This window comes from Arthrobacter sp. GW460-12-1-14-TSB2, from assembly GCF_059423525.1.
The window spans coordinates 185,628-210,748 of record NZ_JBWKYC010000003.1; the positions used below are offsets into that span (position 1 = coordinate 185,628).

The 25,121-nt window shown below is 62.2% G+C and carries 21 protein-coding genes and 1 tRNA gene; 3 read left to right on the forward strand and 19 right to left on the reverse strand.

The window, feature by feature from the left end; all coding sequences use genetic code 11:
* Window positions 1-4 precede the first annotated feature (4 nt).
* The gene (gene rplC, locus AC07YR_RS06545; protein WP_011692809.1) at window positions 5-655 is read right to left on the reverse strand and encodes a 50S ribosomal protein L3; all 651 of its coding nucleotides are present in this window, start codon (window positions 653-655) and stop codon (window positions 5-7) included.
* A gap of 17 nt (window positions 656-672) precedes the next feature.
* Window positions 673-981: a 30S ribosomal protein S10 gene (rpsJ, locus tag AC07YR_RS06550; protein WP_003803825.1), complete on the reverse strand. Its 309-nt coding sequence runs from the start codon at window positions 979-981 to the stop codon at window positions 673-675.
* A gap of 412 nt (window positions 982-1,393) precedes the next feature.
* On the opposite strand from rpsJ, the gene AC07YR_RS06555 reads away from it, so the two are divergent.
* On the forward strand, window positions 1,394-2,821 hold the full coding sequence (locus AC07YR_RS06555) for a GH1 family beta-glucosidase (RefSeq protein WP_436058247.1): 1,428 nt from the start codon (window positions 1,394-1,396) through the stop codon (window positions 2,819-2,821).
* Between the two features lie 8 nt (window positions 2,822-2,829).
* Here the strand turns inward: AC07YR_RS06555 and AC07YR_RS06560 are convergent, their stop codons facing one another.
* The 8 genes from AC07YR_RS06560 to AC07YR_RS06595 form a co-directional block, all read right to left on the reverse strand.
* Complete coding sequence (locus AC07YR_RS06560) at window positions 2,830-2,955, reverse strand: hypothetical protein (protein WP_268760402.1); 126 nt, start codon at window positions 2,953-2,955, stop codon at window positions 2,830-2,832.
* Between the two features lie 178 nt (window positions 2,956-3,133).
* Window positions 3,134-4,324 carry an elongation factor Tu gene (gene tuf / locus AC07YR_RS06565; protein ID WP_055797147.1) on the reverse strand — a complete coding sequence of 397 codons (1,191 nt, stop codon included), beginning with the start codon at window positions 4,322-4,324 and terminating at the stop codon, window positions 3,134-3,136.
* A gap of 231 nt (window positions 4,325-4,555) precedes the next feature.
* Complete coding sequence (fusA, locus tag AC07YR_RS06570; RefSeq protein ID WP_055797150.1) at window positions 4,556-6,670, reverse strand: elongation factor G; 2,115 nt, start codon at window positions 6,668-6,670, stop codon at window positions 4,556-4,558.
* A 69-nt stretch (window positions 6,671-6,739) separates the two neighbouring features.
* A complete protein-coding gene (rpsG, locus tag AC07YR_RS06575) occupies window positions 6,740-7,210 on the reverse strand; it encodes a 30S ribosomal protein S7 (protein ID WP_026531948.1) in 471 nt (156 codons plus the stop codon).
* Between the two features lies 1 nt (window position 7,211).
* Window positions 7,212-7,586 (reverse strand): 30S ribosomal protein S12, encoded by a 375-nt coding sequence (gene rpsL / locus AC07YR_RS06580; RefSeq protein WP_009358312.1) that lies wholly within the window; start codon window positions 7,584-7,586, stop codon window positions 7,212-7,214.
* 382 nt (window positions 7,587-7,968) lie between these two features.
* Window positions 7,969-11,868 (reverse strand): DNA-directed RNA polymerase subunit beta', encoded by a 3,900-nt coding sequence (locus AC07YR_RS06585; RefSeq protein WP_011692815.1) that lies wholly within the window; start codon window positions 11,866-11,868, stop codon window positions 7,969-7,971.
* 93 nt (window positions 11,869-11,961) lie between these two features.
* Window positions 11,962-15,477: a DNA-directed RNA polymerase subunit beta gene (gene rpoB / locus AC07YR_RS06590; protein WP_028269585.1), complete on the reverse strand. Its 3,516-nt coding sequence runs from the start codon at window positions 15,475-15,477 to the stop codon at window positions 11,962-11,964.
* Window positions 15,478-15,779: 302 nt separating this feature from the next.
* Window positions 15,780-16,241 (reverse strand): hypothetical protein, encoded by a 462-nt coding sequence (locus tag AC07YR_RS06595; protein ID WP_494733481.1) that lies wholly within the window; start codon window positions 16,239-16,241, stop codon window positions 15,780-15,782.
* A 205-nt stretch (window positions 16,242-16,446) separates the two neighbouring features.
* Between AC07YR_RS06595 and AC07YR_RS06600 the strand changes: the two genes are divergently transcribed.
* Complete coding sequence (locus AC07YR_RS06600; protein WP_494733482.1) at window positions 16,447-17,646, forward strand: acetyl-CoA C-acetyltransferase; 1,200 nt, start codon at window positions 16,447-16,449, stop codon at window positions 17,644-17,646.
* A gap of 2 nt (window positions 17,647-17,648) precedes the next feature.
* Window positions 17,649-18,155 (forward strand): aminoacyl-tRNA deacylase, encoded by a 507-nt coding sequence (locus tag AC07YR_RS06605; protein ID WP_494733483.1) that lies wholly within the window; start codon window positions 17,649-17,651, stop codon window positions 18,153-18,155.
* Between the two features lie 188 nt (window positions 18,156-18,343).
* Here the strand turns inward: AC07YR_RS06605 and rplL are convergent, their stop codons facing one another.
* From rplL to AC07YR_RS06650, 9 genes are all read right to left on the reverse strand, one after another.
* A complete protein-coding gene (gene rplL / locus AC07YR_RS06610) occupies window positions 18,344-18,718 on the reverse strand; it encodes a 50S ribosomal protein L7/L12 (RefSeq protein WP_028269590.1) in 375 nt (124 codons plus the stop codon).
* A gap of 78 nt (window positions 18,719-18,796) precedes the next feature.
* The gene (gene rplJ / locus AC07YR_RS06615; RefSeq protein ID WP_028269591.1) at window positions 18,797-19,387 is read right to left on the reverse strand and encodes a 50S ribosomal protein L10; all 591 of its coding nucleotides are present in this window, start codon (window positions 19,385-19,387) and stop codon (window positions 18,797-18,799) included.
* A 299-nt stretch (window positions 19,388-19,686) separates the two neighbouring features.
* Window positions 19,687-20,799, reverse strand: coding sequence for a GNAT family N-acetyltransferase (locus AC07YR_RS06620; protein ID WP_055797162.1), 1,113 nt, complete (start codon window positions 20,797-20,799; stop codon window positions 19,687-19,689).
* Window positions 20,800-20,939: 140 nt separating this feature from the next.
* Window positions 20,940-22,031, reverse strand: coding sequence for a GNAT family N-acetyltransferase (locus AC07YR_RS06625; RefSeq protein ID WP_494733484.1), 1,092 nt, complete (start codon window positions 22,029-22,031; stop codon window positions 20,940-20,942).
* A 122-nt stretch (window positions 22,032-22,153) separates the two neighbouring features.
* Entirely contained in the window at window positions 22,154-22,861 is a 708-nt protein-coding gene (gene rplA, locus AC07YR_RS06630; RefSeq protein WP_011692825.1) for a 50S ribosomal protein L1, read from the reverse strand.
* A 197-nt stretch (window positions 22,862-23,058) separates the two neighbouring features.
* Window positions 23,059-23,490 carry a 50S ribosomal protein L11 gene (gene rplK, locus AC07YR_RS06635; protein ID WP_003803853.1) on the reverse strand — a complete coding sequence of 144 codons (432 nt, stop codon included), beginning with the start codon at window positions 23,488-23,490 and terminating at the stop codon, window positions 23,059-23,061.
* A 131-nt stretch (window positions 23,491-23,621) separates the two neighbouring features.
* Entirely contained in the window at window positions 23,622-24,470 is an 849-nt protein-coding gene (gene nusG / locus AC07YR_RS06640; RefSeq protein WP_436058251.1) for a transcription termination/antitermination protein NusG, read from the reverse strand.
* A 115-nt stretch (window positions 24,471-24,585) separates the two neighbouring features.
* Entirely contained in the window at window positions 24,586-24,870 is a 285-nt protein-coding gene (secE, locus tag AC07YR_RS06645; RefSeq protein ID WP_028269597.1) for a preprotein translocase subunit SecE, read from the reverse strand.
* 80 nt (window positions 24,871-24,950) lie between these two features.
* Window positions 24,951-25,023: transfer RNA gene (locus AC07YR_RS06650), tRNA-Trp, on the reverse strand.
* Window positions 25,024-25,121 lie beyond the last annotated feature (98 nt).

Genomic DNA, 25,121 nt, shown 5'->3' on the forward strand with positions numbered 1-25,121 from the left:
TGAACTAGGCTCCCTTCACGGCGGTGCGTACGAGGACGACCTGGCCGCGGGCGCCGGGAACGGCGCCCTTGATGAGGAGCAGCGACTTCTCGACGTCAACTGCGTGAACCGTGAGGTTCAGCGTCGTGTGACGAACGGCGCCCATACGGCCGGCCATTTTCATGCCCTTGAAGACGCGGCTCGGGGTGGATGCGCCACCGATTGAACCGGGCTTACGGTGGTTCTTGTGTGCACCGTGGGAAGCTCCAACGCCGTGGAAGCCGTGACGCTTCATAACACCGGCGAAGCCCTTACCCTTGGTGGTGCCAACGACGTCGATCTTCTGTCCGGCTTCGAAGACCTCAACGGAGAGCTCCTGGCCCAGCTCGTACTCAGCAGCATCTGCGGTACGAAGTTCGACAACGTGGCGGCGAGGCGTGACGCCTGCCTTTTCAAAGTGACCAGCCAGCGGCTTGGTGACCTTGCGGGGATCGATCTGGCCGTAGCCGATCTGAACGGCGACGTAGCCATCAACGTCTGCGTTACGCAGCTGGGTGATGACGTTTGAGTCAGCCTGGACAACAGTGACGGGGATGAGCTTGTTGTTCTCGTCCCAGACCTGGGTCATGCCGAGCTTCGTGCCCAGCAGGCCCTTTACGTTACGGGTTGCGGTCATAGTCTCTCAGCACCTCCCTACAGCTTGATTTCGATGTTCACGTCGGCGGGCAGGTCGAGACGCATAAGCGAGTCAACAGCCTTCGGCGTGGGGTCGATGATGTCGATCAGACGCTTGTGCGTGCGCATTTCAAAGTGCTCGCGGCTGTCCTTGTACTTGTGCGGAGAGCGGATAACGCAGTACACGTTCTTCTCCGTCGGCAGCGGCACGGGGCCAACTACCGTTGCGCCTGCGCGCGTGACCGTCTCAACGATCTTCCGTGCTGAAACGTCAATGACCTCGTGGTCATATGACTTCAGCCGGATGCGGATTTTTTGTCCCGCCATGTCGCCTGACTCTCTTTCAGTCTGTGCTTCCCCTGTTTGGGGCTGCCCTGTTTACTTACGCGTTGTGTGGCTGCCGAAGCATTCGAAGTCGTAACTACCACCCGCCGCACAAGCTGAATCCGGAAGAATCCGGGTTCCTCAACCTGCCGGCGTAACCGACCCCCGCGGTCGGGCGTGTCGCGCTCTGCACGCGTACTCGTCCGCAGTTCCATGGGGAGTGGGTTATGTTTGGGCTCCTACTTGGACCCTGGCACCCGGCATTATCCGGATCGGGACGCGAAGGAGCGCTTGAACAACTCATCTAGTATGCCGGATTTTGCGGGGAGAAGCGAATCGCGCTATCCAAGGCAGGGTGCGCCTGCCAGCCTCCCGGGTCATTGCCTTCAGCAACCGTCGAATGGATGATAGGGGCATGACTGTGCAGAACTCTGCGGCGTTGCAGAGCCTGGCCGAGCGGCTGGACCCGGATTTCATCCTGGGTGTGGCCGCAGCCGCGTTCCAAATTGAAGGATCCCTCAAGGCCGACGGCCGCGGACCCTCCGGCTGGGACGCCTTCGCCGAGAAACCTGGCAGCATCATGGACGGCCACTCCCCTGCCGTCGCCTGCGACCATTACAACCGCTCCGGCGAAGACGTCGCCCTGATGCGTGACCTGGGCGTTGACTCCTACCGCTTTTCCATTTCCTGGCCCCGGATCCAGCCTGACGGCCGCGGCGCCTTCAACAGCCAGGGACTGGACTTCTATGACCGGCTGATCGATCAGCTGCTCGACGCCGGCATCTCACCGATGGCCACTCTGTACCACTGGGACACTCCCCTGCCGCTGGAGCACAGTGGCGGTTGGCTGAACCGCTCAACGGCGGAACGCTTCGCCGAATACAGTGCCGCGGCCGGTGAACGGTACGGGGATCGCGTGGCGCAATGGGTGACGCTGAACGAGCCGGTTTCGGTGACGCTTAACGGTTACGCACTGGGTGTGCATGCTCCCGGCCACGACCTGCTCTTTGATGCCCTGCCGGCAGTGCACCACCAGTTGCTGGGCCACGGACTTGCCGTGCAGGCCCTGCGGGCAGCCGGTGTTGTGGGGACCGTCGGGGTAACCAACCTGCACTCCCCGGTGCGTCCGGCGTCGGGCAAGCTCACCGACAGGCTGCTGGCCAAAGTTTTCGACCTGATGCTGAACCGGGTGTATGCCGACCCCATCCTGCTGGGCAAGTATCCGAAGCCGCCGCTGCTCGCCAGGCCGTGGTTCCGGATCCTGTCCGGGGCCAAGGATGCGGACCTCCGGAACATCCACCAGCCCATCGACTTCTACGGCCTCAACTACTACTACCCGGTCAAGGTCGCCACGGGGCGGGGGCCGGCCGACAGCCCTGCCGGCACGGCCGAAGCGATGGCCCGGGTGCCCTTCCATCTGGCGGCATTCCCCGAGTATGACCTGACCGGCTTCGGCTGGCCCGTGGCCCCCGACCACATCGGCGTGCTGCTGCGCGAGATGAAGGACCGGTACGGCGACGCCCTGCCGCCGCTGTACATCACCGAGAGCGGCGCAAGTTTCCCGGAACCGGAACATGTGTCCGGTCCCATTCCGGACACCAACCGGATCGACTACCTGGCCGGCCACCTGAACCATGCGCTGGCCGCCACGTCACCCGGCGGCCTCGCCGAGGACGTAAAACTGCTGGGCTACTACGTGTGGACTTTGCTGGACAATTTTGAGTGGGCCGCCGGCTACTCGCAGCGCTTCGGGCTGGTCCACGTGGACTTTGACACGCTGGAGCGTACGCCCAAGGAATCCTTCTACTGGTTCCAGGCTCTCAGCAGGGCGCGGAAGGCCTGAGTTCAGGCCTACTTGTTCTTGTTGGCCCGGTTGATGCGCTTTGCCCGCTCGATTTCCTGGCGGAAGTGCTTCTTCGCCCAAAACACGCCGGCCACGACTGCAGCGGCAACCAGAAGGAAGATTAACCATTCCATGATGCTGTCCTTTCGTTGTCAGCAACCCTACCAAGGCCGGACGTCGAACGGTCCGTCGGGCTGCCGCGGCAAACGTCATGGGGGCAAAAAACAGCCCCGCCGCGTAAAATACGCAGCGGGGCTGTTGATAAGTCTCAGACGGCCGTCAGGCCTTCCGATCCCTGATCATCCAGTATTACTACTTGATGATCTTGGTGACGCGTCCCGAACCAACGGTGCGGCCGCCTTCGCGGATAGCGAAGCCGAGGCCCTCTTCCATGGCGATGGGCTGGATGAGCGCAACGGTCATCTCAGTGTTGTCGCCAGGCATAACCATTTCCGTGCCTTCCGGCAGGGTGATAACGCCGGTTACGTCCGTGGTGCGGAAGTAGAACTGCGGGCGGTAGTTGGAGTAGAACGGGTTGTGACGTCCGCCTTCGTCCTTGGAGAGGATGTAGACGTTGGCCTCGAAGTCGGTGTGCGGGGTGATTGAACCCGGCTTGACGACAACCTGGCCACGCTCTACGTCATCACGCTTCAGACCGCGGAGCAGCAGGCCACAGTTCTCGCCGGCCCATGCTTCGTCGAGCTGCTTGTGGAACATCTCGATACCGGTAACCGTGGTCTTCTGGACCGGACGGATGCCGACGATCTCGACCTCAGAGTTGATCGCGAGGGTTCCACGCTCGGCGCGGCCCGTTACAACGGTGCCACGGCCGGTGATCGTGAAGACGTCTTCGATCGGCATCAGGAACGGCTTGTCACGGTCACGTACGGGGTCCGGAACGGACTCGTCGACAGCTTCCATGAGGTCCTCGACGGACTTGACCCAAACCGGGTCGCCTTCGAGTGCCTTCAGACCGGAAACGCGAACAACCGGAGCCTCATCGCCATCGAAGCCCTGAGCCGAAAGCAGCTCGCGAACTTCCATTTCGACGAGGTCGAGGAGCTCTTCGTCATCGACCATGTCCGACTTGTTCAGTGCAACCAGCAGGTAGGGAACGCCAACCTGGCGGGCGAGCAGGACGTGCTCGCGAGTCTGGGCCATCGGGCCGTCAGTGGCGGCAACCACGAGGATTGCACCGTCCATCTGTGCAGCACCGGTGATCATGTTCTTGATGTAGTCAGCGTGACCCGGAGCATCTACGTGTGCGTAGTGGCGCTTCTCGGTCTGGTACTCAACGTGGGAGATGTTGATGGTAATGCCGCGCTGACGCTCTTCGGGAGCAGAGTCAATAGACGCGAAGTCGCGCTGCTCGTTGAGAGTCGGGTACTTGTCGTACAGCACCTTGGAAATGGCGGCCGTCAACGTCGTCTTACCGTGGTCAACGTGACCAATGGTACCGATGTTAACGTGCGGCTTAGTCCGCTCGAACTTTGCCTTTGCCACAGGTTCCTCCTAGAACGTTTTCAAATGACTTACCCTCCGGTCGCGCTTGTCGCGGCCGAAACTTCAGTAAGTCTACTTGGGGGGCTTTGGATTGGTGAAATTGCAGATTCAGGAACTAATACTAGTCCCTCGAGCCTGTTCGTGCAGATGGCCGGGAGCCGACCACCTGCACAGGGCTAGTTTCCGAAAATGGAAACGCACCCGAGTTTGTCGCTTTGAAAGTCCAGTGGACTACTCGCCGCGGTTCTTCTGGATGATCTCGTCGGCGACTGCCTTCGGGACCTCGGCGTAGCTGTTGAACGTCATGGAGTACACAGCGCGGCCCTGGGTCTTCGAGCGCAGGTCACCGATGTAGCCGAACATGCCGGACAGCGGGACGTGCGCACGGATGACCTTGACGCCCTGGGCATCTTCCATGGACTGCATCTGGCCACGGCGGGAGTTGAGGTCACCGATAACTTCACCCATGTATTCCTCAGGGGTGCGGACCTCGACATCCATCAGCGGTTCGAGCAGGACAGGGTTCGCCTTGCGTGCGGCTTCCTTGAAAGCCATACGGCCGGCGATCTTGAACGCCATTTCCGAGGAGTCAACATCGTGGTACGCGCCGTCAATCAGCGTGGCCTTGATGCCGACAACCGGGTAACCGGCCAGGACGCCGTCGTTCAGTGCATCCTGGATACCGGCGTCAACCGACGGAATGTATTCGCGCGGAACGCGGCCACCGGTGACCTTGTTCTCGAACTCGTACATCTCGCCTTCGGACGTGTCCAGCGGCTCGATCGCGATCTGGATCTTTGCGAACTGGCCCGAACCACCGGTCTGCTTCTTGTGCGTGTAGTCGTGACGCTCTACAGCACGCTTGATGGTTTCGCGGTAAGCAACCTGCGGCTTGCCAACGTTTGCCTCGACCTTGAATTCGCGGCGCATGCGGTCCACCAGGATGTCCAGGTGAAGCTCGCCCATGCCGGCGATGATGGTCTGACCGGTGTCTTCGTTGAGGGAGACCTGGAAGGTCGGGTCCTCAGCGGAGAGCTTCTGGATGGCCGTGGAGAGCTTCTCCTGGTCACCCTTGGTGTTCGGCTCGATGGCAACCGAGATCACGGGCTCCGGGAAGCTCATGGACTCGAGGACGATCTGGTTGGCGGAATCGCACAGGGTGTCACCCGTGGTGGTGTCCTTCAGACCGATGGCTGCGTAGATGTGGCCGGCGGTAGCGCCCTCAACGGGCATTTCCTTGTTGGCGTGCATCTGGAACAGCTTGCCGATGCGCTCCTTCTTGCCCTTGGTGGAGTTAACCACCTGAGCGCCTGCTTCCACGTGACCGGAGTACACGCGGATGAAGGTGAGCTGGCCGAAGAACGGGTGCGCGGCGATCTTGAATGCCAGTGCGGAGAACGGCTCTTCAGAGGACGGCTTGCGAGTGAGTTCCTTCTCTTCGTCGCGAGGATCGTGACCGATCATCGGGGGGACGTCGAGCGGGTTCGGCAGGTAGTCAACCACGGCATCCAGCATCGGCTGAACGCCACGGTTCTTGAATGCGGAACCACAGAAGACCGGGTAGATCTCCGAGTTGATCGTCATCTTGCGGATGCCGGCCTTGAGCTCGTCGATGGAGATCTCTTCGCCCTCAAGGTACTTCTCCATGAGTTCTTCGGAGGCCTCTGCAACAGTCTCAATGAGCGTTGCGCGGTACTCTTCAGCCTTTTCCTTGAGGTCAGCCGGGATCTCGCGGATCTCGTACTTGGCACCCATGGTGACGTCACCCTTGGCATCGCCGGGCCAAACCAGTGCGCGCATGTAGAGCAGGTCGACGACGCCGATGAAGTCGTTCTCGGAACCGATCGGCAGCTGCATGACGAGCGGCTTGGCACCCAGGCGGCTGATGATGGTGTCTACGGTGAAGTAGAAGTCAGCGCCCAGCTTGTCCATCTTGTTGACGAAGCAGATACGCGGGACGTTGTACTTGTCAGCCTGGCGCCAGACAGTCTCGGACTGCGGCTCCACGCCTTCCTTGCCGTCGAACACGGCGACTGCACCGTCGAGGACGCGCAGGGAGCGCTCAACCTCAACCGTGAAGTCCACGTGGCCGGGGGTGTCGATGATGTTGATCTGGTTGTTTTCCCAGAAGCAGGTCACGGCGGCAGACGTGATGGTGATGCCGCGTTCCTTTTCCTGTTCCATCCAGTCGGTGGTCGAAGCGCCGTCGTGCGTTTCGCCGATCTTGTGGTTCACACCTGTGTAGAACAGAATGCGCTCGGTGGTGGTGGTCTTGCCGGCATCAATGTGGGCCATGATGCCGATATTGCGGACCTTACTAAGGTCGGTAAGCACGTCCTGTGCCACGGTGTCTCCCTTTCGGATGGACTGCACGTTCGCCGCCGGCTCGAGTGAGCCGGCGGCGTCCGGGAAGTATTACCAGCGGTAGTGTGCGAAGGCCTTGTTGGACTCGGCCATCTTGTGGGTGTCTTCGCGACGCTTCACAGCGGCACCGAGACCGTTCGAGGCATCCAGGATTTCGTTCTGGAGACGCTCGGTCATCGTCTTTTCGCGGCGGGCCTTGGAGTAGCCAACCAGCCAGCGAAGGGCAAGTGCCGTGGAGCGGCCCGGCTTGACCTCAACCGGAACCTGGTAGGTTGCGCCACCGACGCGGCGTGAGCGGACCTCGAGGGAAGGCTTGACGTTGTCCATGGCCTTCTTGAGTGCTGCTACGGGGTCGCCGCCGGACTTGGCGCGGGCGCCTTCGAGGGCACCGTAAACGATGCGCTCAGCGGTGGACTTCTTGCCGTCTACCAGCACCTTGTTGATCAGCTGGGTGACCAGCGGGGAGCCGTAAACGGGATCTAGTACTAGCGGCCGCTTGGGGGCCGGACCCTTGCGAGGCATATTACTTCTTCTCCATCTTTGCGCCGTAGCGGCTGCGGGCCTGCTTACGGTTCTTCACACCCTGGGTATCGAGGGCGCCACGGACGATCTTGTAACGGACACCCGGGAGGTCCTTCACACGACCGCCACGGACGAGCACAATGGAGTGCTCCTGGAGGTTGTGGCCTACACCGGGGATGTAAGCGGTAACCTCAACGCCACCGTTAAGGCGCACACGTGCAACCTTACGCAGAGCCGAGTTCGGCTTCTTCGGGGTGGTGGTGTAGACGCGGGTGCAAACACCGCGGCGCATCGGGCTGCCCTTAAGCGCGGGAGCCTTGGTCTTTGAGACCTTAGGCGTGCGGCCCTTACGGACCAACTGGTTAATCGTAGGCACTCTCGTGTTCTCCGTTTTATCCGGAGCGGCCGCTGACAGCCGCTCTCCTTTTGCTTTGCCCCGCCGCCCGAGCTTTGAAGAATCTCCAGAGCAGCTGAGGCGAAGCCTTAATAGTCGGATCGCAGACCGGGACCCGGACTTGCGTCCTGATCGGTCCCTAGGCATGCAAAAATGTGGCATACGTTGCACAAGAACCCTGCAAACCGGAAACGTCGCTCTGGCTTAGCCTTTCAGCTCAGCTGGCGCACTCATCCACTGCCACAATAACAATTGGTATCCAGTCTAACATGGACGGCCGCCAAGCCTTAATCGGCGGGTTAAACGGGGATGGTCCCCCACCTTGCGGTGCGGGACCATCCCTTGATCAGGCTATGACTGCCGGCTAGCGGAAGTCGCTGCCGAGATCGTAGTCATCCAGCGGGATGGCGTGGAACTCGGGAGCTCCGTCGCCGCCCAGGGTGTCATAGGAGAAGTCGCTGAATGCGCTGGGACCTGTGAACAGGTTTGCCTTTGCTTCTTCAGTCGGCTCCACCGTGACCTCCGTGTAGCGCGGGAGACCCGTGCCGGCGGGGATGAGCTTACCGATGATGACGTTTTCCTTGAGGCCGAGCAGCGGGTCGCTCTTGCCTTCCATGGCCGCCTGCGTCAGGACGCGCGTGGTCTCCTGGAAGGAAGCTGCCGACAGCCAGGACTCGGTGGCCAGGGATGCCTTGGTGATACCCATGAGCTCAGGACGTCCGGAAGCCGGAGTCTTGCCCTCGGACACCACGCGGCGGTTGGCGTCTTCGAAGCGGCTGCGCTCCGCCAGCTCACCGGGGAGCAGGTCGGATTCACCCGATTCGATGACCGTGACGCGGCGCAGCATCTGGCGGACGATAACCTCGACGTGCTTGTCGTGGATGCCGATGCCCTGGCTGCGGTACACGCCCTGGACCTCGTCCACCAGGAACTTCTGTGCAGCACGGGGGCCCATGATGCGCAGAACCTGCTTGGGGTCGACCGGACCGTTGATGAGCTTCTGGCCCACCGCGACGTGCTGGCCGTCTTCAATCAGGAGGCGTGAGCGGCGAAGGACCGGGTAAGCGATCTCTTCACTGCCGTCGTCCGGAGTGATGACCAGGCGCATCTGGCGCTCGGACTCTTCGATGGCGATGCGGCCGGCTGCTTCTGCAATCGGTGCGACACCCTTCGGAGTACGTGCTTCGAAAAGCTCCTGGATACGGGGCAGACCCTGGGTGATGTCGTCGCCGCCGCTGGCGGAAACAGCACCACCGGTGTGGAACGTACGCATGGTCAGCTGGGTACCGGGCTCACCGATGGACTGTGCGGCGATGATGCCCACTGCCTCACCGATGTCCACGGTCTTGCCGGTGGCCAGCGAACGGCCGTAGCACAGGGCGCAGGTGCCGACGCTGGACTCACAGGTGAGTACGGAGCGGACCTTGACCTCGGTGATACCGGCTGCAAACAGTTCAGCAATGACGACGTCGCCGCAGTCGGTGCCGCCGGCAGCCAGGACCTTGCCCTTGGAGTCAACGACATCCACGGCCAGGGTACGGGCGTACGCGCTGTTCTCAACGTTCTCGTCCAGCACCAGCTCACCGTTGGCATCAGCCACGGCAATCGGGGTGACGAGGCCGCGTTCGGTGCCGCAGTCCTCTTCACGGACGATGACGTCCTGCGAGACGTCCACCAGACGACGGGTCAGGTAACCCGAGTTGGCGGTACGCAGCGCGGTGTCAGCCAGACCCTTACGGGCACCGTGCGTGGCGATGAAGTATTCCAGCACCGACAAGCCCTCGCGATAGGAGGACTTGATCGGACGCGGGATGATCTCACCCTTAGGGTTGGCCACCAGGCCACGGATACCCGCGATCTGACGGACCTGCATCCAGTTACCACGTGCACCGGAGGAAACCATGCGGTTGATGGTGTTCATCGGCGACAGGTTGTCACGCATGACCTGTGCGATTTCGTTGGTTGCCTTGTTCCAGATCTCGATCAGTTCCTGGCGACGCTCGTCGTCGTCGATCAGGCCCTTGTCGTACTGTCCCTGGATCTTGGCAGCGCGCTCTTCGTAACCGGCGAGGATAACCGGCTTCTCGGCCGGAACCTCGATGTCGGAGATGGCGACGGTAACGCCTGAGCGGGTGGCCCAGTAGAAACCGGCATCCTTCAGGTTGTCCAGCGTTGCCGCGGTAACAACCTTCGGGTAACGCTCGGCGAGGTCGTTGACGATACGGGACAGTTCGCCCTTGTCGGCAACAGCCTCAACCCACGGGTAGTCCTCGGGGAGGGTCTGGTTGAAGATGACCTGGCCCAGGGAGGTCTGGACGAGCGCGGTCTGACCCGGCTCCCAGCCTTCCGGAGCTTCCCAGCCGGCGTAAGGAACAAAGCCCTCAAGCCGGATCTTGACCTGGGAGTTCAGGTGCAGCTCGTGCAGGTCGAACGCCATGATGGCTTCCGAAACCGAGGAGAAGATGCGGCCTTCGCCAGCTGAACCGACACGCTTGGTGGTCAGGTGGTAGAGGCCGATGATCATATCCTGCGAAGGAAGGGTCACCGGGCGGCCGTCAGACGGCTTCAGGATGTTGTTGGAGGACAGCATCAGGATGCGGGCTTCAGCCTGGGCTTCGGGGCTCAGCGGCAGGTGGACTGCCATCTGGTCGCCGTCGAAGTCAGCGTTGAAGGCGCCACAAACCAGCGGGTGAAGCTGGATTGCCTTGCCTTCCACAAGCTGCGGTTCGAAGGCCTGGATGCCGAGGCGGTGCAGGGTAGGTGCACGGTTGAGCAGCACCGGGTGTTCGGTGATGATCTCTTCCAGCACGTCCCAAACCTGCGGACGGTAACGCTCGACCATGCGCTTTGCCGACTTGATGTTCTGGGCGTGGTTGAGGTCAACCAGGCGCTTCATCACGAACGGCTTGAAGAGCTCCAGGGCCATCTGCTTGGGCAGACCACACTGGTGCAGCTTCAGCTGCGGGCCGACAACGATGACCGAACGGCCGGAGTAGTCAACGCGCTTGCCGAGCAGGTTCTGGCGGAAACGACCCTGCTTGCCCTTGAGCATGTCGCTCAGGGACTTCAGCGGACGGTTGCCCGGACCCGTTACCGGACGGCCACGACGGCCGTTGTCGAAGAGGCTGTCAACAGCTTCCTGAAGCATGCGCTTCTCGTTGTTGACGATGATCTCCGGAGCACCGAGGTCAAGCAGGCGCTTGAGTCGGTTGTTGCGGTTGATCACACGACGGTAGAGGTCGTTGAGGTCGGAGGTCGCGAAGCGGCCACCGTCCAGCTGGACCATCGGGCGCAGTTCCGGCGGGATCACCGGGACGGCGTCCAGCACCATGCCGAGCGGGCTGTTGTTGGTGGTCAGGAACGCGTTGACCACCTTCAGGCGCTTCAGGGCTCGGGTCTTGCGCTGGCCCTTGCCGTTGGCAATGATGTCGCGCAGGAGGTCCGACTCGGCCTGCATGTCGAAGTTCTCAAGACGCTTCTTGATGGCTTCGGCACCCATGGAGCCTTCGAAGTACATGCCGTAGCGGTCACGCAGTTCGCGGTAGAGGCCTTCATCGCCTTCGAGGTCTGCGACCTTCAGGTTCTTGAAACGGTCCCAGACCTGCTCAAGGCGCTCGATGTCGGCGTCGGCACGCTTACGCACGTTGGCCATCTGACGGTCCGCGGAGTCGCGGGCCTTCTTCTTGTCGGCAGCCTTGGCGCCTTCGCCTTCGAGACGGGCAAGCTCGTTCTCGAGGTCGCGGGCGATCGTGGCGATGTCCGAGTCGCGGTTGTCGACCAGCTGCTTCTTCTCGATGTCGTGCTCAACCTGGAGGTTGGGCAGTTCTTCGTGGCGGCTGTCGGTGTCGACGCTCGTGATCATGTAGGCAGCGAAGTAGATGACCTTTTCGAGGTCCTTCGGTGCAAGGTCAAGGAGGTAGCCCAGGCGGGACGGAACACCCTTGAAGTACCAGATGTGCGTGACCGGTGCGGCCAGCTCGATGTGGCCCATGCGCTCACGGCGGACCTTGGCGCGGGTGACTTCAACGCCACACCGCTCGCAGATGATGCCCTTGAAGCGCACGCGCTTGTACTTGCCGCAGTAGCATTCCCAGTCGCGGGACGGGCCGAAGATCTTCTCGCAGAAGAGGCCGTCCTTCTCGGGCTTGAGCGTGCGGTAGTTGATGGTTTCCGGCTTCTTAACCTCGCCGTAAGACCAGCCACGGATGTCTTCCGCGGTGGCGAGGCCGATCTGCATGAGGCCGAAGGAGGATTCGCTGGACATATGGTCCCTGTTCTCTCTTGTTCTCTAAATTCTGAAGTCTTGGGTTACGGGAAGAGGGAGTACGACGGCGGGCAGTCACCCGCCGTCGTACTGCTAGACCTCTTCTACGGAACTGGGCTCTGCACGAGACAGATCGATGCCCAGTTCTTCCGCAGCCGTGAAGACTGCGTCATCAGAGTCACGCATTTCAATTGTGGTTCCGTCCGTGGAAAGCACTTCCACGTTCAGGCACAGCGACTGCATTTCCTTGATCAAGACCTTGAAGGACTCAGGAACGCCCGGCTCGGGGATGTTCTCGCCCTTGACGATGGCTTCGTAGACCTTCACACGACCGTGGATATCATCCGACTTGATCGTGAGGAGTTCCTGGAGAGTGTACGCGGCGCCGTAAGCTTCGAGCGCCCACACTTCCATTTCACCGAAGCGCTGGCCACCGAACTGTGCCTTACCACCCAGCGGCTGCTGCGTGATCATGGAGTACGGGCCGGTGGAGCGCGCGTGGATCTTGTCGTCCACCAGGTGGTGGAGCTTCAGGATGTACATGTAGCCGACCGAGATCGGATCCGGGAACGGCTCGCCGGAGCGGCCGTCAAACAGGCGGGTCTTGCCCGAGGAGTTGATCAGGCGGTCGCCGTCGCGGGTCACGTTGGTGGAGTCGAGCAGGCCCGTGATTTCTTCTTCACGCGCACCGTCGAACACCGGCGTTGCAACAGTGGTTGAACCACTCTCGCGCGGCAGGTTCGGCAGCTGCTTGACCCACTCGGGCTCGCCTTCGATCTTCCAACCGGTCTTGGCAACCCAGCCGAGGTGCGTTTCGAGCACCTGGCCGACGTTCATACGGCCCGGAACACCCAGCGGGTTCAGGACGATATCAACGGGGGTGCCGTCGGCAAGGAAGGGCATGTCCTCGATCGGAAGGATCTTGGAAATAACACCCTTGTTGCCGTGACGGCCGGCGAGCTTGTCGCCGTCGGTGATCTTGCGCTTGGCGGCCACGTAGACGCGGACCAGCTGGTTGACGCCCGGGGGCAGTTCGTCGTCGTTGTCGCGGTCGAAGACGCGGACGCCGATGACGGTGCCGGACTCGCCGTGCGGAACCTTCAGGGACGTGTCGCGGACTTCGCGGGACTTCTCGCCGAAGATGGCGCGCAGCAGGCGCTCTTCCGGGGTCAGTTCGGTTTCACCCTTCGGGGTGACCTTTCCGACCAGGATGTCGCCGGCTTCAACCTCGGCACCAATGTGGATGATGCCGCGCTCGTCCAGGCCCGCAAGGACTTCCTCGGACACGTTGGGGATGTCACGGGTGATTTCCTCGGCACCAAGCTTGGTGTCGCGGGCATCGATCTCGTGCTCCTCGATGTGGATGGAGGAAAGGACGTCCTCGGCAACGATGCGCTGCGAGAGGATGATGGCGTCCTCGAAGTTGTGGCCTTCCCATGACATGAATGCCACGAGCAGGTTCTTACCGAGGGCGAGTTCACCCTGGTCCGTTGCCGGGCCGTCAGCGATGATGCCGCCGACCTCCAGGCGCTGGCCTTCGCTCACCAGGACACGGTGGTTGTAGCAGTTGCCCTGGTTGGAACGGGCGAACTTGTTGATGCGGTAGTTGGTTTCCGTGCCGTCGTCGTTGAGCATGATGACGAGTTCAGCGGACACCTCGGTGACCACACCGGCCTTCTTCGCGATGACAACGTCACCGGCGTCGACAGCAGCGGCGCGCTCCATGCCGGTACCGACGAACGGCGCCTCGGAACGGACCAGCGGCACAGCCTGGCGCTGCATGTTGGCACCCATGAGTGCGCGGTTAGCATCGTCATGCTCGAGGAACGGGATCAGCGCCGTAGCCACGGACACCATCTGGCGCGGGGAAACGTCCATGAACTCGACCTCGGCGGCGGGAACGAGCACGGGCTCGCCTCCACCACCACGGGCACGGACCAGGACGGTCTCTTCGGCGAACTTCTTGTTCTCGTCCAGCGGAGCGTTGGCCTGTGCGATCAGGACTTCCGCTTCGTCGTCGGCCGTCAGGTACTGGACCTCATCGGAAACGACACCTTCGGACACGAGGCGGTAAGGCGTCTCGATGAAGCCGAACGGGTTGATGCGGCCGTAGGAAGCCAGCGAACCGATCAGACCAATGTTCGGGCCTTCAGGGGTTTCGATGGGGCACATACGTCCGTAGTGGGACGGGTGAACGTCTCGGACTTCCATGCCTGCACGGTCACGGGACAGACCACCCGGGCCAAGCGCGGACAGACGGCGCTTGTGGGTCAGACCCGACAGCGGGTTGTTCTGGTCCATGAACTGGGACAGCTGGGAAGTTCCGAAGAACTCCTTGATGGCTGCCACAACGGGGCGGATGTTGATCAGTGTCTGCGGCGTGATGGCCTCGACGTCCTGCGTGGTCATACGCTCGCGGACGACGCGCTCCATACGGGACAGGCCGGTGCGGACCTGGTTCTCGATGAGCTCGCCGACGGCGCGGATGCGGCGGTTGCCGAAGTGGTCGATGTCATCGATCTCGACGCGCAGCTCGTGGTCCTGGCCGTCGCGCTTGCCCGTGAGGGTCTTCTCGCCGGCGTGCAGTGCAACCAGGAACTTGATCATCGCAACGATGTCTTCAACGTGCAGGACCGAAGCTTCCTTGTCGCCAAGGGAGCGGTCGATGCCAAGCTTGCGGTTGATCTTGTAACGGCCGACCTTGGCCAGATCGTAGCGCTTGGAGTTGAAGTACAGGTTGTCCAGCAGGGACTGGGCAGCCTCGACGGTGGGCGGCTCGCCCGGTCGCAGCTTCCGGTAGATGTCCAGCAAGGCGTCTTCGCGAGTTTCCGTGGCGTCCTTCTCCAGCGTTGCGCGCATGGAGTCGTACTGGCCGAACTCTTCGAGGATCTGGCCTTCGGTCCAGCCGAGGGCCTTCAGCAGCACCGTGACGGACTGCTTGCGCTTGCGGTCAAGGCGAACGCCGACCTGGTCGCGCTTGTCGATCTCGAGCTCAAACCAGGCACCGCGGGACGGGATGATCTTCGCGGTGAAGATGTCCTTGTCGCTGGTCTTGTCAGCGGTGCGCTCGAAGTAGGCGCCCGGGGAACGGACCAGCTGGGAGACAACGACACGCTCGGTGCCGTTGACGACGAAGGTGCCCTTCTCGGTCATCAGCGGGAAGTCACCCATGAACACGGTCTGCTGCTTGATTTCGCCCGTGTTGTTGTTCATGAATTCGGCTTTAACGTACAGCGGAGCCGAGTACGTAGCGTCCCGGTCCTTGCACTCGGCCATGGTGTATTTGGGATCAGCGAACTCCGGGTCGGAGAAGCTCAGGGACATGGTGCCCTGGAAATCCTCGATCGGGGAGATCTCTTCAAAGATGTCAGACAGACCGGAGCTAGTGGCGACGCTGAGGTCGCCTTCTTCGACGGCCTTCGCAACGCGTGCCTGCCAGCGTTCGTTTCCGACCAGCCAGTCGAAGCTGTCCGTTTGCAGGGCAAGCAGATTCGGAACGTCAAGAGGTTCGTGAATCTTTGCGAATGAGAGCCGGCGAGTGGCACCATCGGTGCTGTCGGCATTGATAGCGGTAGCGTTGTTTACATTAGAGGTGCTCGAGGCGACCAAGAGGGATCCTTCCACAGACCTTCAGGCGTTTTCAGATCTCCCCCGTTGCAAGCCCTGCAGAATGACTCCGCAGCGCTACCAGTCCGGTTCCGCTATATGACCCGGGACCCAGGCTGTTCATGTTGGTGCACGTCTCGGACGGCACGTCGATGGAACAGCTGCTAGGCAAAGCCCACCGCTATATGAAGGCTGAAGGTAAACAGGGAAGACGCAAATATCTACGATACGGCAAAGCGGCGCGCGTGTCTACCCCACTTCCCCGGTTATTGCAAGCACCGTTGCCGGAGGCACCTAGTTGGGGTCTACAGCGTGAGGGTCACGCCCTCGGCGGTGCAGGCGCCGGCGTTGGCAAACACGGCATCCCGGATGGCGTCCTTTGCGGCCTGGCTAACCGGGTCGCCGGTTTCGATCTCGGAGGCCTGGTCCAGAGCAAGGACAGCCATCGACGTAAACAGTCCCTTGAGGTTGCCGGACACTCTGTCCTTGGCGTCGGCCGCCGCCAGGTAGACGTCCTCCTGGGCATTGGAATCCCTCCCGGCCGCCCGGTACTGCACGTAAAGGGAGTTGAACTTCTCACAGGCCTCTTTCACGCCGAGAACTCCGGGATCGGATGCTTCGGAAGAGTGCGACGGCGATACCTGTGAAGGTGCGGGAGAAGCCGTGGCACCGGACGACGTCGTGCTTTCCGGCGCAGGGGTGGAGACGCTGCAAGCGGTGAGTCCTGCAAAGCTTGCCACGGCTGCCATCGCGAGGATTTTTTTCAAGATACTGCTCCCTGTGTTTTGGTGCCGTTGTGCGTTTGTCGTCGCCGTCCACCCTACGCAGCCGTTTCCTGTACCGCACGTCGGCCGGATGGGCAGCAGTCCCCATGAGGGGTGGAATGGACCCCGCACCGAAGGCGTTTAATGGATAGGTGATCCGGCTCACGATAGCCTTGGCCTACATCGTCACAGATCGGAAGAGATAACCATGAGCAACTCCCCAGACAACAACGATGTTGTCATCCTCGCTGCGGCACGTACGCCGCAGGGCCGCCTCAACGGCCAGTTGGCCAGCTTCACGGCGGTGGAACTCGGGGCGCATGCCATCAAGGCGGCCCTCGCCGCGAGCGGCGTCGGCGCCGACAAGGTGGATGCGGTCATCATGGGCCAGGTGCTGCAGGCAGGAGCCGGCCAGAACCCGGCACGGCAGAGCGCCATCGGCGCCGGCATCGGCTGGAATGTCCCCACTGTCACCATTAACAAGGTGTGCCTTTCCGGCCTGACGGCCGTCATCGACGCCGCCCGCATGATCCGCAGCGGTGATGCCGCCGTCGTCGTCGCCGGCGGGCAGGAATCAATGACCCGGGCCCCGCACATCCTGCCGGGTTCCCGGCAGGGCTGGACCTACGGGACCGTCCAGGCACTGGACGTGGCAGCGCATGACGGCCTGACGGATGCCTTCGACGGACAGTCCATGGGACTGTCCACCGAAAGCAAGAACCTGGTCCTCGGCATCGACCGGGCGTCCCAGGACAACGTGGCGGCCCAGTCGCACCAGCGTGCCGCGCTGGCGGCCAAGAACGGCGTCTTCGACGACGAGATCGCTCCCATCAGCGTCAAGCAGCGCAAGGGCGATCCCGTTGTCGTCTCAGAAGACGAAGGCGTGCGCCCCAACACGACGGTCGAGTCGCTGGCCGGTCTGCGCGCGGCCTTCGTCAGCGACGGCACCATCACGGCCGGCAACTCTTCTCCCCTCTCCGACGGGGCTTCGGCACTGGTGCTGACCACGCGGAAATTCGCGGAAGAGCACGGCCTGGACTACCTGGCGGTTGTCGGCAAGCCGGGCCAGGTCGCGGGGCCGGACAACTCGCTGCATTCGCAGCCTTCCAATGCGATCAGGAATGCCCTCGACCGGGCGGGGTGGACCACCGAGGACCTCGACTTCATTGAGATCAACGAAGCCTTCGGTTCGGTGGCAGTCCAGTCCCTCAAGGACCTCAAGTACCCGCTGGAGAAGTGCAACATCCACGGCGGCGCCATCGCCCTGGGCCACCCGATTGGAGCGTCCGGTGCGCGCTTGGCCGGGCATGCCGCCCATGAACTGAAACGCCGCGGCACGGGAAAGGCCGCCGTATCCCTGTGCGGCGGCGGCGGGCAGGGCGAAGCCCTCCTGCTGTACCGGGACTGAACGTGGCCTCATCCGCGGACGCGGCGGGCAACGCTGACAGCGGCATCGGCAGGGAGCGCTTCCTGCGCGACGCCGCTGCGCGCGGGCTCGACGTCGAAATAGTGGAGCGGCTCGCAGCGAAGAGCCTTGAGGAGGCCGCTGGCATCCTGGGTATTACGCCGGCGGACATTGTGAAGTCCCTGGTGGTCAAGCACAAGGACGGCAGTTTCCTGTTTGCCCTGGTACCCGGCGACCGGCAGATCTCCTGGCCCAAACTGAGGGGGCTGGTGGGAGTCAACAAGCTCTCGCTCCCGCCGGCGGACATCGCGCTGGAAGCCACCGGCTATGAACGCGGCACCATCACCCCGCTGGGGAGCACCAGGGCGTGGCCCGTCTACGCGGACGCGACAATCGCGGGGCGGAGGATTTCCATGGGGGCCGGGCAGCACGGCTACAGCGCCTTCGTGGATGCCGACGCCCTGACCACGGCGCTGGGCGCCGTGGTCGCGGACATCAGCGACCCTGCCTAGGTGTGCGGCTGAGGATTCGCACCACTGAGGGACTGACCGTCAACGATTAGCCGTTGACCACCAGCCGCCAGTCGCTCTGAACTTCACCGGTTGTTGGTGCGGGCCGTTGGTGCGGGCTGTTAGTGCGGCCCCGGACGCAGAAAACCCCGCCCACCGGAGTGGACGGGGTTTCCGTGAAGGAGCGTGAGTTACTTGAGGGTAACGGTGGCGCCGGCAGCTTCGAGCTGCTCCTTGGCCTTCTCGGCAGCTTCCTTGGTGACGCCTTCGAGGACGGCCTTCGGAGCGCTGTCAACAACGTCCTTAGCTTCCTTGAGGCCCAGGGAAGTGATTGCGCGAACTTCCTTGATCACTGCGATCTTCTTGTCGCCAGCAGATTCGAGAACGACGTCGAATTCAGTCTTCTCTTCAGCTTCTTCAGCAGCACCGGCAGCGGGGCCAGCAACGGCAACAGCAGCAGCGGTAACTTCGAAGGTCTCTTCGAAGAGCTTGACGAACTCGGAGAGCTCGATGATGGTCAGTTCCTTGAAAGCTTCAATGAGCTCTTCGTTGGTGAGCTTCGCCATGGTGTGGCGTCCTTCCTATAGGTGGTGCTCGGCGGCCTGGGCCGTTGTCCTCGCACCGGAGTCTGGTCTAAAAGAGAGTTAGTTCTCTTCGGTGGCTGCGGCTTCGGCCGGAGCTTCGGTCTCTGCTGCTTCTGCGGCCGGTGCTTCTTCAGCGGCGGGCGCTTCGGCAGCTGCCGGTGCACCGTTCTCTTCTTCAAGCTTGAGGCGCAGGGCGTCGATGATGCGTGCAGCAGCGGCAGCAGGAGCCTTGAGGATGCCTGCAACCTTGGCGAGCTGCAGCTCGCGGGACTCGAGTGCTGCCAGGGCAGCAACTTCGCTGGCGTTCAGTGCCTTGCCCTCGAAGTAACCGGTCTTGATAACCAGCTGCTTGTTGGTCTTGGCAAAATCCGTCAGGCTCTTGGCAGCCGCAACTGCGTCACCCTTGATGAACGCGATTGCAGTGGGGCCGGCGAGCTGGCCGTCGAATGCTTCGACACCAGCTTCCTTGGCTGCAATGGCGGTCAGGGTGTTCTTGACGACCGAGAACTTGGTGTCCTGGCCGAGAGAAACACGCAGCTGCTTGAGCTGTGCAACAGTGAGCCCACGGTATTCGGTCAGGACAGCGGCGTTCGATTCCTTGAAATCGTTTGTGATCTCAGCTACTGCTGAAACCTTTGCAGGCGTTGCCATAACCCTCCTTCCGGGGATAGTGCCGGTATTCCGGGTCCCCGCTCAAGGTGAGCTAAAACTAAAAAACGCCCCGCGCAGATGCACGGGGCTTGGCTCAACACAGTTCAAACCGCGGAGCCTTGCTTCGTTCACCTGCGCCGGCCGCCCTATGTTCAGGGTCCTTCGTCCGGAAACCCACTGGCTCTCCCGCACACAACTGCAGAATTGAGCGATGCTCAGGAGAGTGGATTTCCAACAACCGACGGTCTTTGGTAGTTCAAGCTTACGGGCAAGGCTGCCCGTACTCCAAATCGGGCAGCTCAGCTGCTGCTGGGCCCGAGGTCCGGTAGGTCCTTCTGCCAGATCCCCGTGACTCCTGCCGTGGTGAACCCCAGCTGCTGGTTGACCTTGAGCAGGTATCGGTTCTCCGGAGCGTTCCAGGTGTAGATGACCCTGGCATCGGGGAACTGCTCGGTGAGCCGTTCCATGTTGGCCACCTTGATCAGCAGGCCCAGCTTGTTGCCCCGGTGTTCCTGCATCACCACCGTGTCGTCCTGGAACACGACGTCCTGCCGCTGGGAAAGAACGCTGATGGTGGTCAGCCCCACCAGCATCCCGGTGGCGATATGTTCGACGGCGGTGACCACCGTGCGCCGACCCTGCGCAATGGTGGCCTCTTCCGCTTTCCTGATCATGGCGCCGTCGAACACCATCTGCTCTTCGGTCCTTGACGACGGTTCAGTGTCCTCGCCTGCCTGGTTTTCGAGGGCCGCCACCCCCTCCAGCCACTGGTCCGGGCACCGGTCCGTCCAGTGATGCAGCCGGTAGCGGCCGGCATTGGCCTGCTCCGCTTCGTCCGCCAGCTCCGCGACCAGCTTGGTGTCCAGCGGCAGCAGGCACGAGCTGAACTGCTCGATGTGCTGCAGGGTGTAGCCGGTCTTGCGGGCAAACTCCACTTCCCGGCTTCCCATCGGAACGAAGCCTAGGCCGGAGCCCGGGACCAACTGGTCATCGACCGCGCTGTTCAACGAGACGCCGGGATGGTTGGTGTCGATCAGGATCGACGTCCGGCCTTCGGCTCGGGCAAACTGCTCTGCCGCTTCAAGCAACTGGCGGCCCACTCCCTGGCGCTGGAACTCGGGCAGGATGTCCAGCGTGAATTCCGCGAGGTCCAGGTTATCGGCCAGAGGCAGGGCGATGTCTGCCGTGCCCACAATTTCGCCGTCCACCCTGGCAACGAGGATGATCTGGCGTTCGTACGGGTCGGCAAGTTCCAGGAGCTTTTCCAGCGGGGTGTAGGCCAGATCGTCACTCCCCCATGTCTGCATCCGCACCTTCCGGCTCACTTCGACGGCGGCCAGGAAATCGTCGCTGTCGGGCCCGTCGAGGGAATCGGGAATCCAGAGTTGTTCGATCCGTACGTCTTTAACCATAGAGGGCGTCATTCCAGTCGTTTCTGCCACTCACCTTCAAAGCCGGCGGGCTTGAATCCAAGCGAAATATTAATCGCCAGCATATGCCGGTTTTCGCTGGCGTTCCATGCCGTCGGCGACGGCGGTGATCGGCAGGCCGGTCACAGCGTCTTCTGCCATTCGCCGTCGTACCCCGCGGGCCGGAAGCCGAGCGCTACATTGATGGACAGCATGTGATCGTTTTCGGCGGCGTTGAACGTGACAATTCGCTCCACCTGGGGATAGCCAGCGAGCAGCCGCCGGATGTTGAGGATCTTGACCAGCATTCCCAGGCGGTGCCCGCGGTGTTGGCCGGCCACAAGGGTATCGTCCTGGTTGGCCAGCCACGGCTTCCCGTCCGACACTTGGAGGACGGTGTAAGCGGCCAGCTCTCCCGTTCCCCGATGCCGGGCACTTGCCACCAAGGAGCTCAGGCCGGCCTTCTTCCACGTGGTCTCCACGTGGCGGACCCGGGTCACGTCCCAGGTTTCCTCGTCGTAGTTGAGGGCGCCCACTGGCGTATCCGTGCTCATGCGGGACATCAGGACGGCGAGTTGTTCCGCATATTCCTCGGGGCAATGGTCCGTCCAATGCAGCAACTCGTACTGCTGTGCCGCCTTTTCCGCCGCCTCGCTTTCCAGTGCAGCAAGCGTCCCCTCGCCCACTGGGAGGGACAGGGCGCTGAAGCGTTCCACCTGTTCCAGCCGGTAGCCGGCCCGCAGGGCGAAACGCACCCCGTTCGCGTCTGCGGGCACGCCGCCCGTCCGCGTTGCCGGTTGGAGCAGCCCGGGTCCGTCGGCGTCGAAATCGGCCGGGTGCTCCGTGAACGTCTGAAGGGTGGTGCATCCGCGCGATGCGGCCAACTGCTCGGCGTGCCCCAGCAACGCCCGGCCGATGCCTCGGCCTGAAAACTCCTTCAGTACAGTCACATGCAGGAGTGCGGTCTGGACGTTCTCCTGGACGCCGAAGCGGATCCAGGACCGCGCTACCAGCCGCCCGTGCAGCCGCACAAAGAAGAGCCTCACCTGCGCGGAGGGGCTGTCCCGCCAGTATTGGAGCCTCGTTGCCAGCGGCGCCAGTCGGTCCGCACAACCCCAGGTTTCAAGCACCAGTGCATCGCTCAGCGCTCCGAACTCCAGGAATACGCCAGCATTCGGCGAATCGATTGCGTCGGGCAGGGCAAGCGGTTCGATGACGTACGGCGCTGCATTCACGGGGACAGCCTAACCGGGGCGGGCTCTCAGCCAATGGAGGTTCCGCCGAGCGAAAAGAGATGGAGACGCAGAAAGACCGCCCCGCAACTGCGGGACGGTCTTTCATGCGGAACTGCTGAGGATTAGACCTCGGTCAGGACCTTGGTGACGTTGGGGTCAACGGAGATGCCCGGGCCGAACGTGGTAGCCACGGTGGCCTTCTGGATGTAGCGGCCCTTGGAAGCGGACGGCTTCAGTCGAAGGACCTCTTCCAGTGCTGCTGCGTAGTTCTCAGCCAGCTTGATGGCGTCGAAGGAAACCTTGCCGATGATGAAGTGCAGGTTGGAGTGCTTGTCGACGCGGAAGTCGATCTTGCCGCCCTTGATGTCGTTGACAGCCTTGGTGACGTCGGGGGTCACGGTGCCGGTCTTCGGGTTCGGCATCAGGTTACGCGGACCCAGGACCTTACCGAGGCGGCCAACCTTGCCCATGAGGTCAGGGGTGGCAACGGCGGCGTCGAAGTCGGTCCAGCCGGCTGCGATCTTTTCGATCAGGTCATCGGAACCAACGAAGTCGGCGCCGGCAGCGATTGCTGCCTCTGCCTTGTCGCCCGTTGCGAAGACGAGGACGCGGGCAACCTTACCGGTGCCGTGGGGCAGGTTGACCGTGCCGCGGACCATCTGGTCAGCCTTGCGAGGGTCTACGCCCAGGCGGAAAGCGACCTCTACGGTGGCGTCGAACTTGGACGGGTTGGTGTCCTTGGCGAGCGTCACTGCCTCGAACGGCGCGTAGAACTTCTCCGCGTCGATCTTGGCGGCGGCTGCCTCATATGCTTTGCTGCGCTTTGCCATGCTGCTTATTCTCCTTGTGCAGTTGTGGTCTGCGGACCGCGCTGGGCCCTGCCACAGTTGGAATCCCGGATGGATTGTCCGGACCGGATGTCCAACATTTCAATGTTTAGGTGGTGCCGGTTGCCCGGCGGTGCTGTCCGCCGTCGTCATCGGTTTCTTACGTGTCCGAATGCCGACGCCGCATCAGCGGTGGGGAACTAACCCTCGACGGTGATACCCATGGAGCGGGCGGTGCCGGCGATGATCTTCGCTGCGCCTTCGAGGCTGGTGGCGTTGAGGTCTTCCATCTTGGTGGAAGCGATCTCGTTGACCTGGGCCTGGGTCAGCTTGGCAACCTTGACGGTGTGCGGGGTAGCTGAACCCTTGGCGACGCCTGCAGCCTTTTTGATGAGCTCTGCAGCCGGCGGGGTCTTGGTGATGAACGTGAACGAGCGGTCTTCGTAGACCGTGATTTCAACAGGAATAACGTTGCCGCGCTGGGCTTCCGTCGCAGCGTTGTACGCCTTGCAGAATTCCATGATGTTGACACCGTGCTGGCCAAGCGCAGGACCGATCGGCGGGGCCGGGTTAGCGGCACCTGCCTGGATCTGCAGCTTGATGAGGCCGGTGACCTTCTTCTTGGGAGCCAATGTAGGGTCCTTCTCTCAATTTCGTCCTGGGACACAGGAGCGTGCCTCAGGTTGGTGGCCGCCATGGCGAGGCGACCGGCCGCTCATGGCTGCTAAGCGGGCAGCCCTGAGCGAATTCTGGTGGGGTGTTGCTAGATCTTGGTGACCTGGTTGAACGCCAGGGTGACCGGGGTCTCGCGTTCGAAGATGGAGACCAGCACCACGAGGGTCTGCGAATCGATCTTGATCTCGGAGATCGTGGCGGGGAGGGTCTCGAAGGGACCTTCCTTGACGATGACGGACTCGCCGACTTCGAAGTCGACGTCCACGGGAGTGGCGGCGTGCTTGATCGGCTTGCCCTTCTCGGCCTGCTCTTCTTCGAAGACGGGGGCGAGCATGGAGAAGACCTCATCGAGCCGCAGCGGGACCGGGTTGTGGGCGTTGCCCACGAAGCCGGTGACGCCGGGGGTGTGCCGGACGGCGCCCCAGGAGGCGTCAGTCAGGTCCATGCGGACCAGCACGTAGCCCGGGATGCGGACGCGGTTGATGACCTTGCGCTGAGCGTTCTTGATCTCAACGACTTCTTCCATCGGGACCTGGATTTCGAAGATGTAATCTTCCATGTCCAGGGTCTGGATGCGGGTCTCAAGGTTGGCCTTGACGCGGTTTTCGTAACCCGCGTAGGAGTGGATGACGTACCAGTCGCCTTCCTGGCGGCGCAGCTTGGCCTTGAATTCCTCGGCGGGATCAACCTCAGCCTTGGCGGCCGCGGCGGCCAGGGCGTCGGCCTCATCGTCCTCGGAGCCGGCTTCGTCAGAGTCTTCGTCTGCTTCGGCGTCGTCAGCATCAGCGTCAGCGTCGGCCTCAGAGGAATCGTCGGTGGAATCGGGCGCAGCAGACTCAACCTCTGACTCTTCCCCGGCTACCGCCGCGGCGTCTGTTGTGCTGTCCGTGGACCCATCCAGCTCAGTCTCAGTTACCTCGAGCTCCTGCTCAGACACTTGGTCTCCTGCTTCCTCATTGCCTAACATGCCTATTTAAATGGCTCAATTCCGCACACCCCGTGAATGCTTCCGGATTCCCGGAGCATTCCACGCAGTCTGCGGACGGATCGCCTTAGCGGTCCGCGGGGCCTGTGCCGCCGAAGACCCAGCTCACTCCGGTCCCGAAAGCCAAGTCCAGGACGGTAACAATGAGCATCATGATGATCACGAACACCAGCACCACGAGCGTGTAATTGATCAGTTCCTTGCGGGTGGGTGCTACGACCTTCTTCAGTTCGCCGATGACCTGGCGGACGAAGAGTGCGATGCGAGCGAAGAAGCCGGCCTTGGCGGCATTCTTGGCGGGGCGGCCCTTGGAGCTGCTTGCAGCCGTTTCGGTCACCTGGTCCTCACTCATCCTCGCAAAGTCGGATACCCGGCTCTGAACTGAACCATGGTTGCTGCGCTGGCTCCGGCTAACCGCCGGAACCGCTTGCGCAGGGCAGACAGGACTCGAACCTGCAACCTGCGGTTTTGGAGACCGCTGCGCTACCAATTGCGCCACTACCCTATGGATCGAAAACCAATCACACCATACTTCCCGCAAACTTCACGGGGCGCAGGCCATCATCGTGTTTTCAACACCGGAGAACTAGTCTACGCAACAAC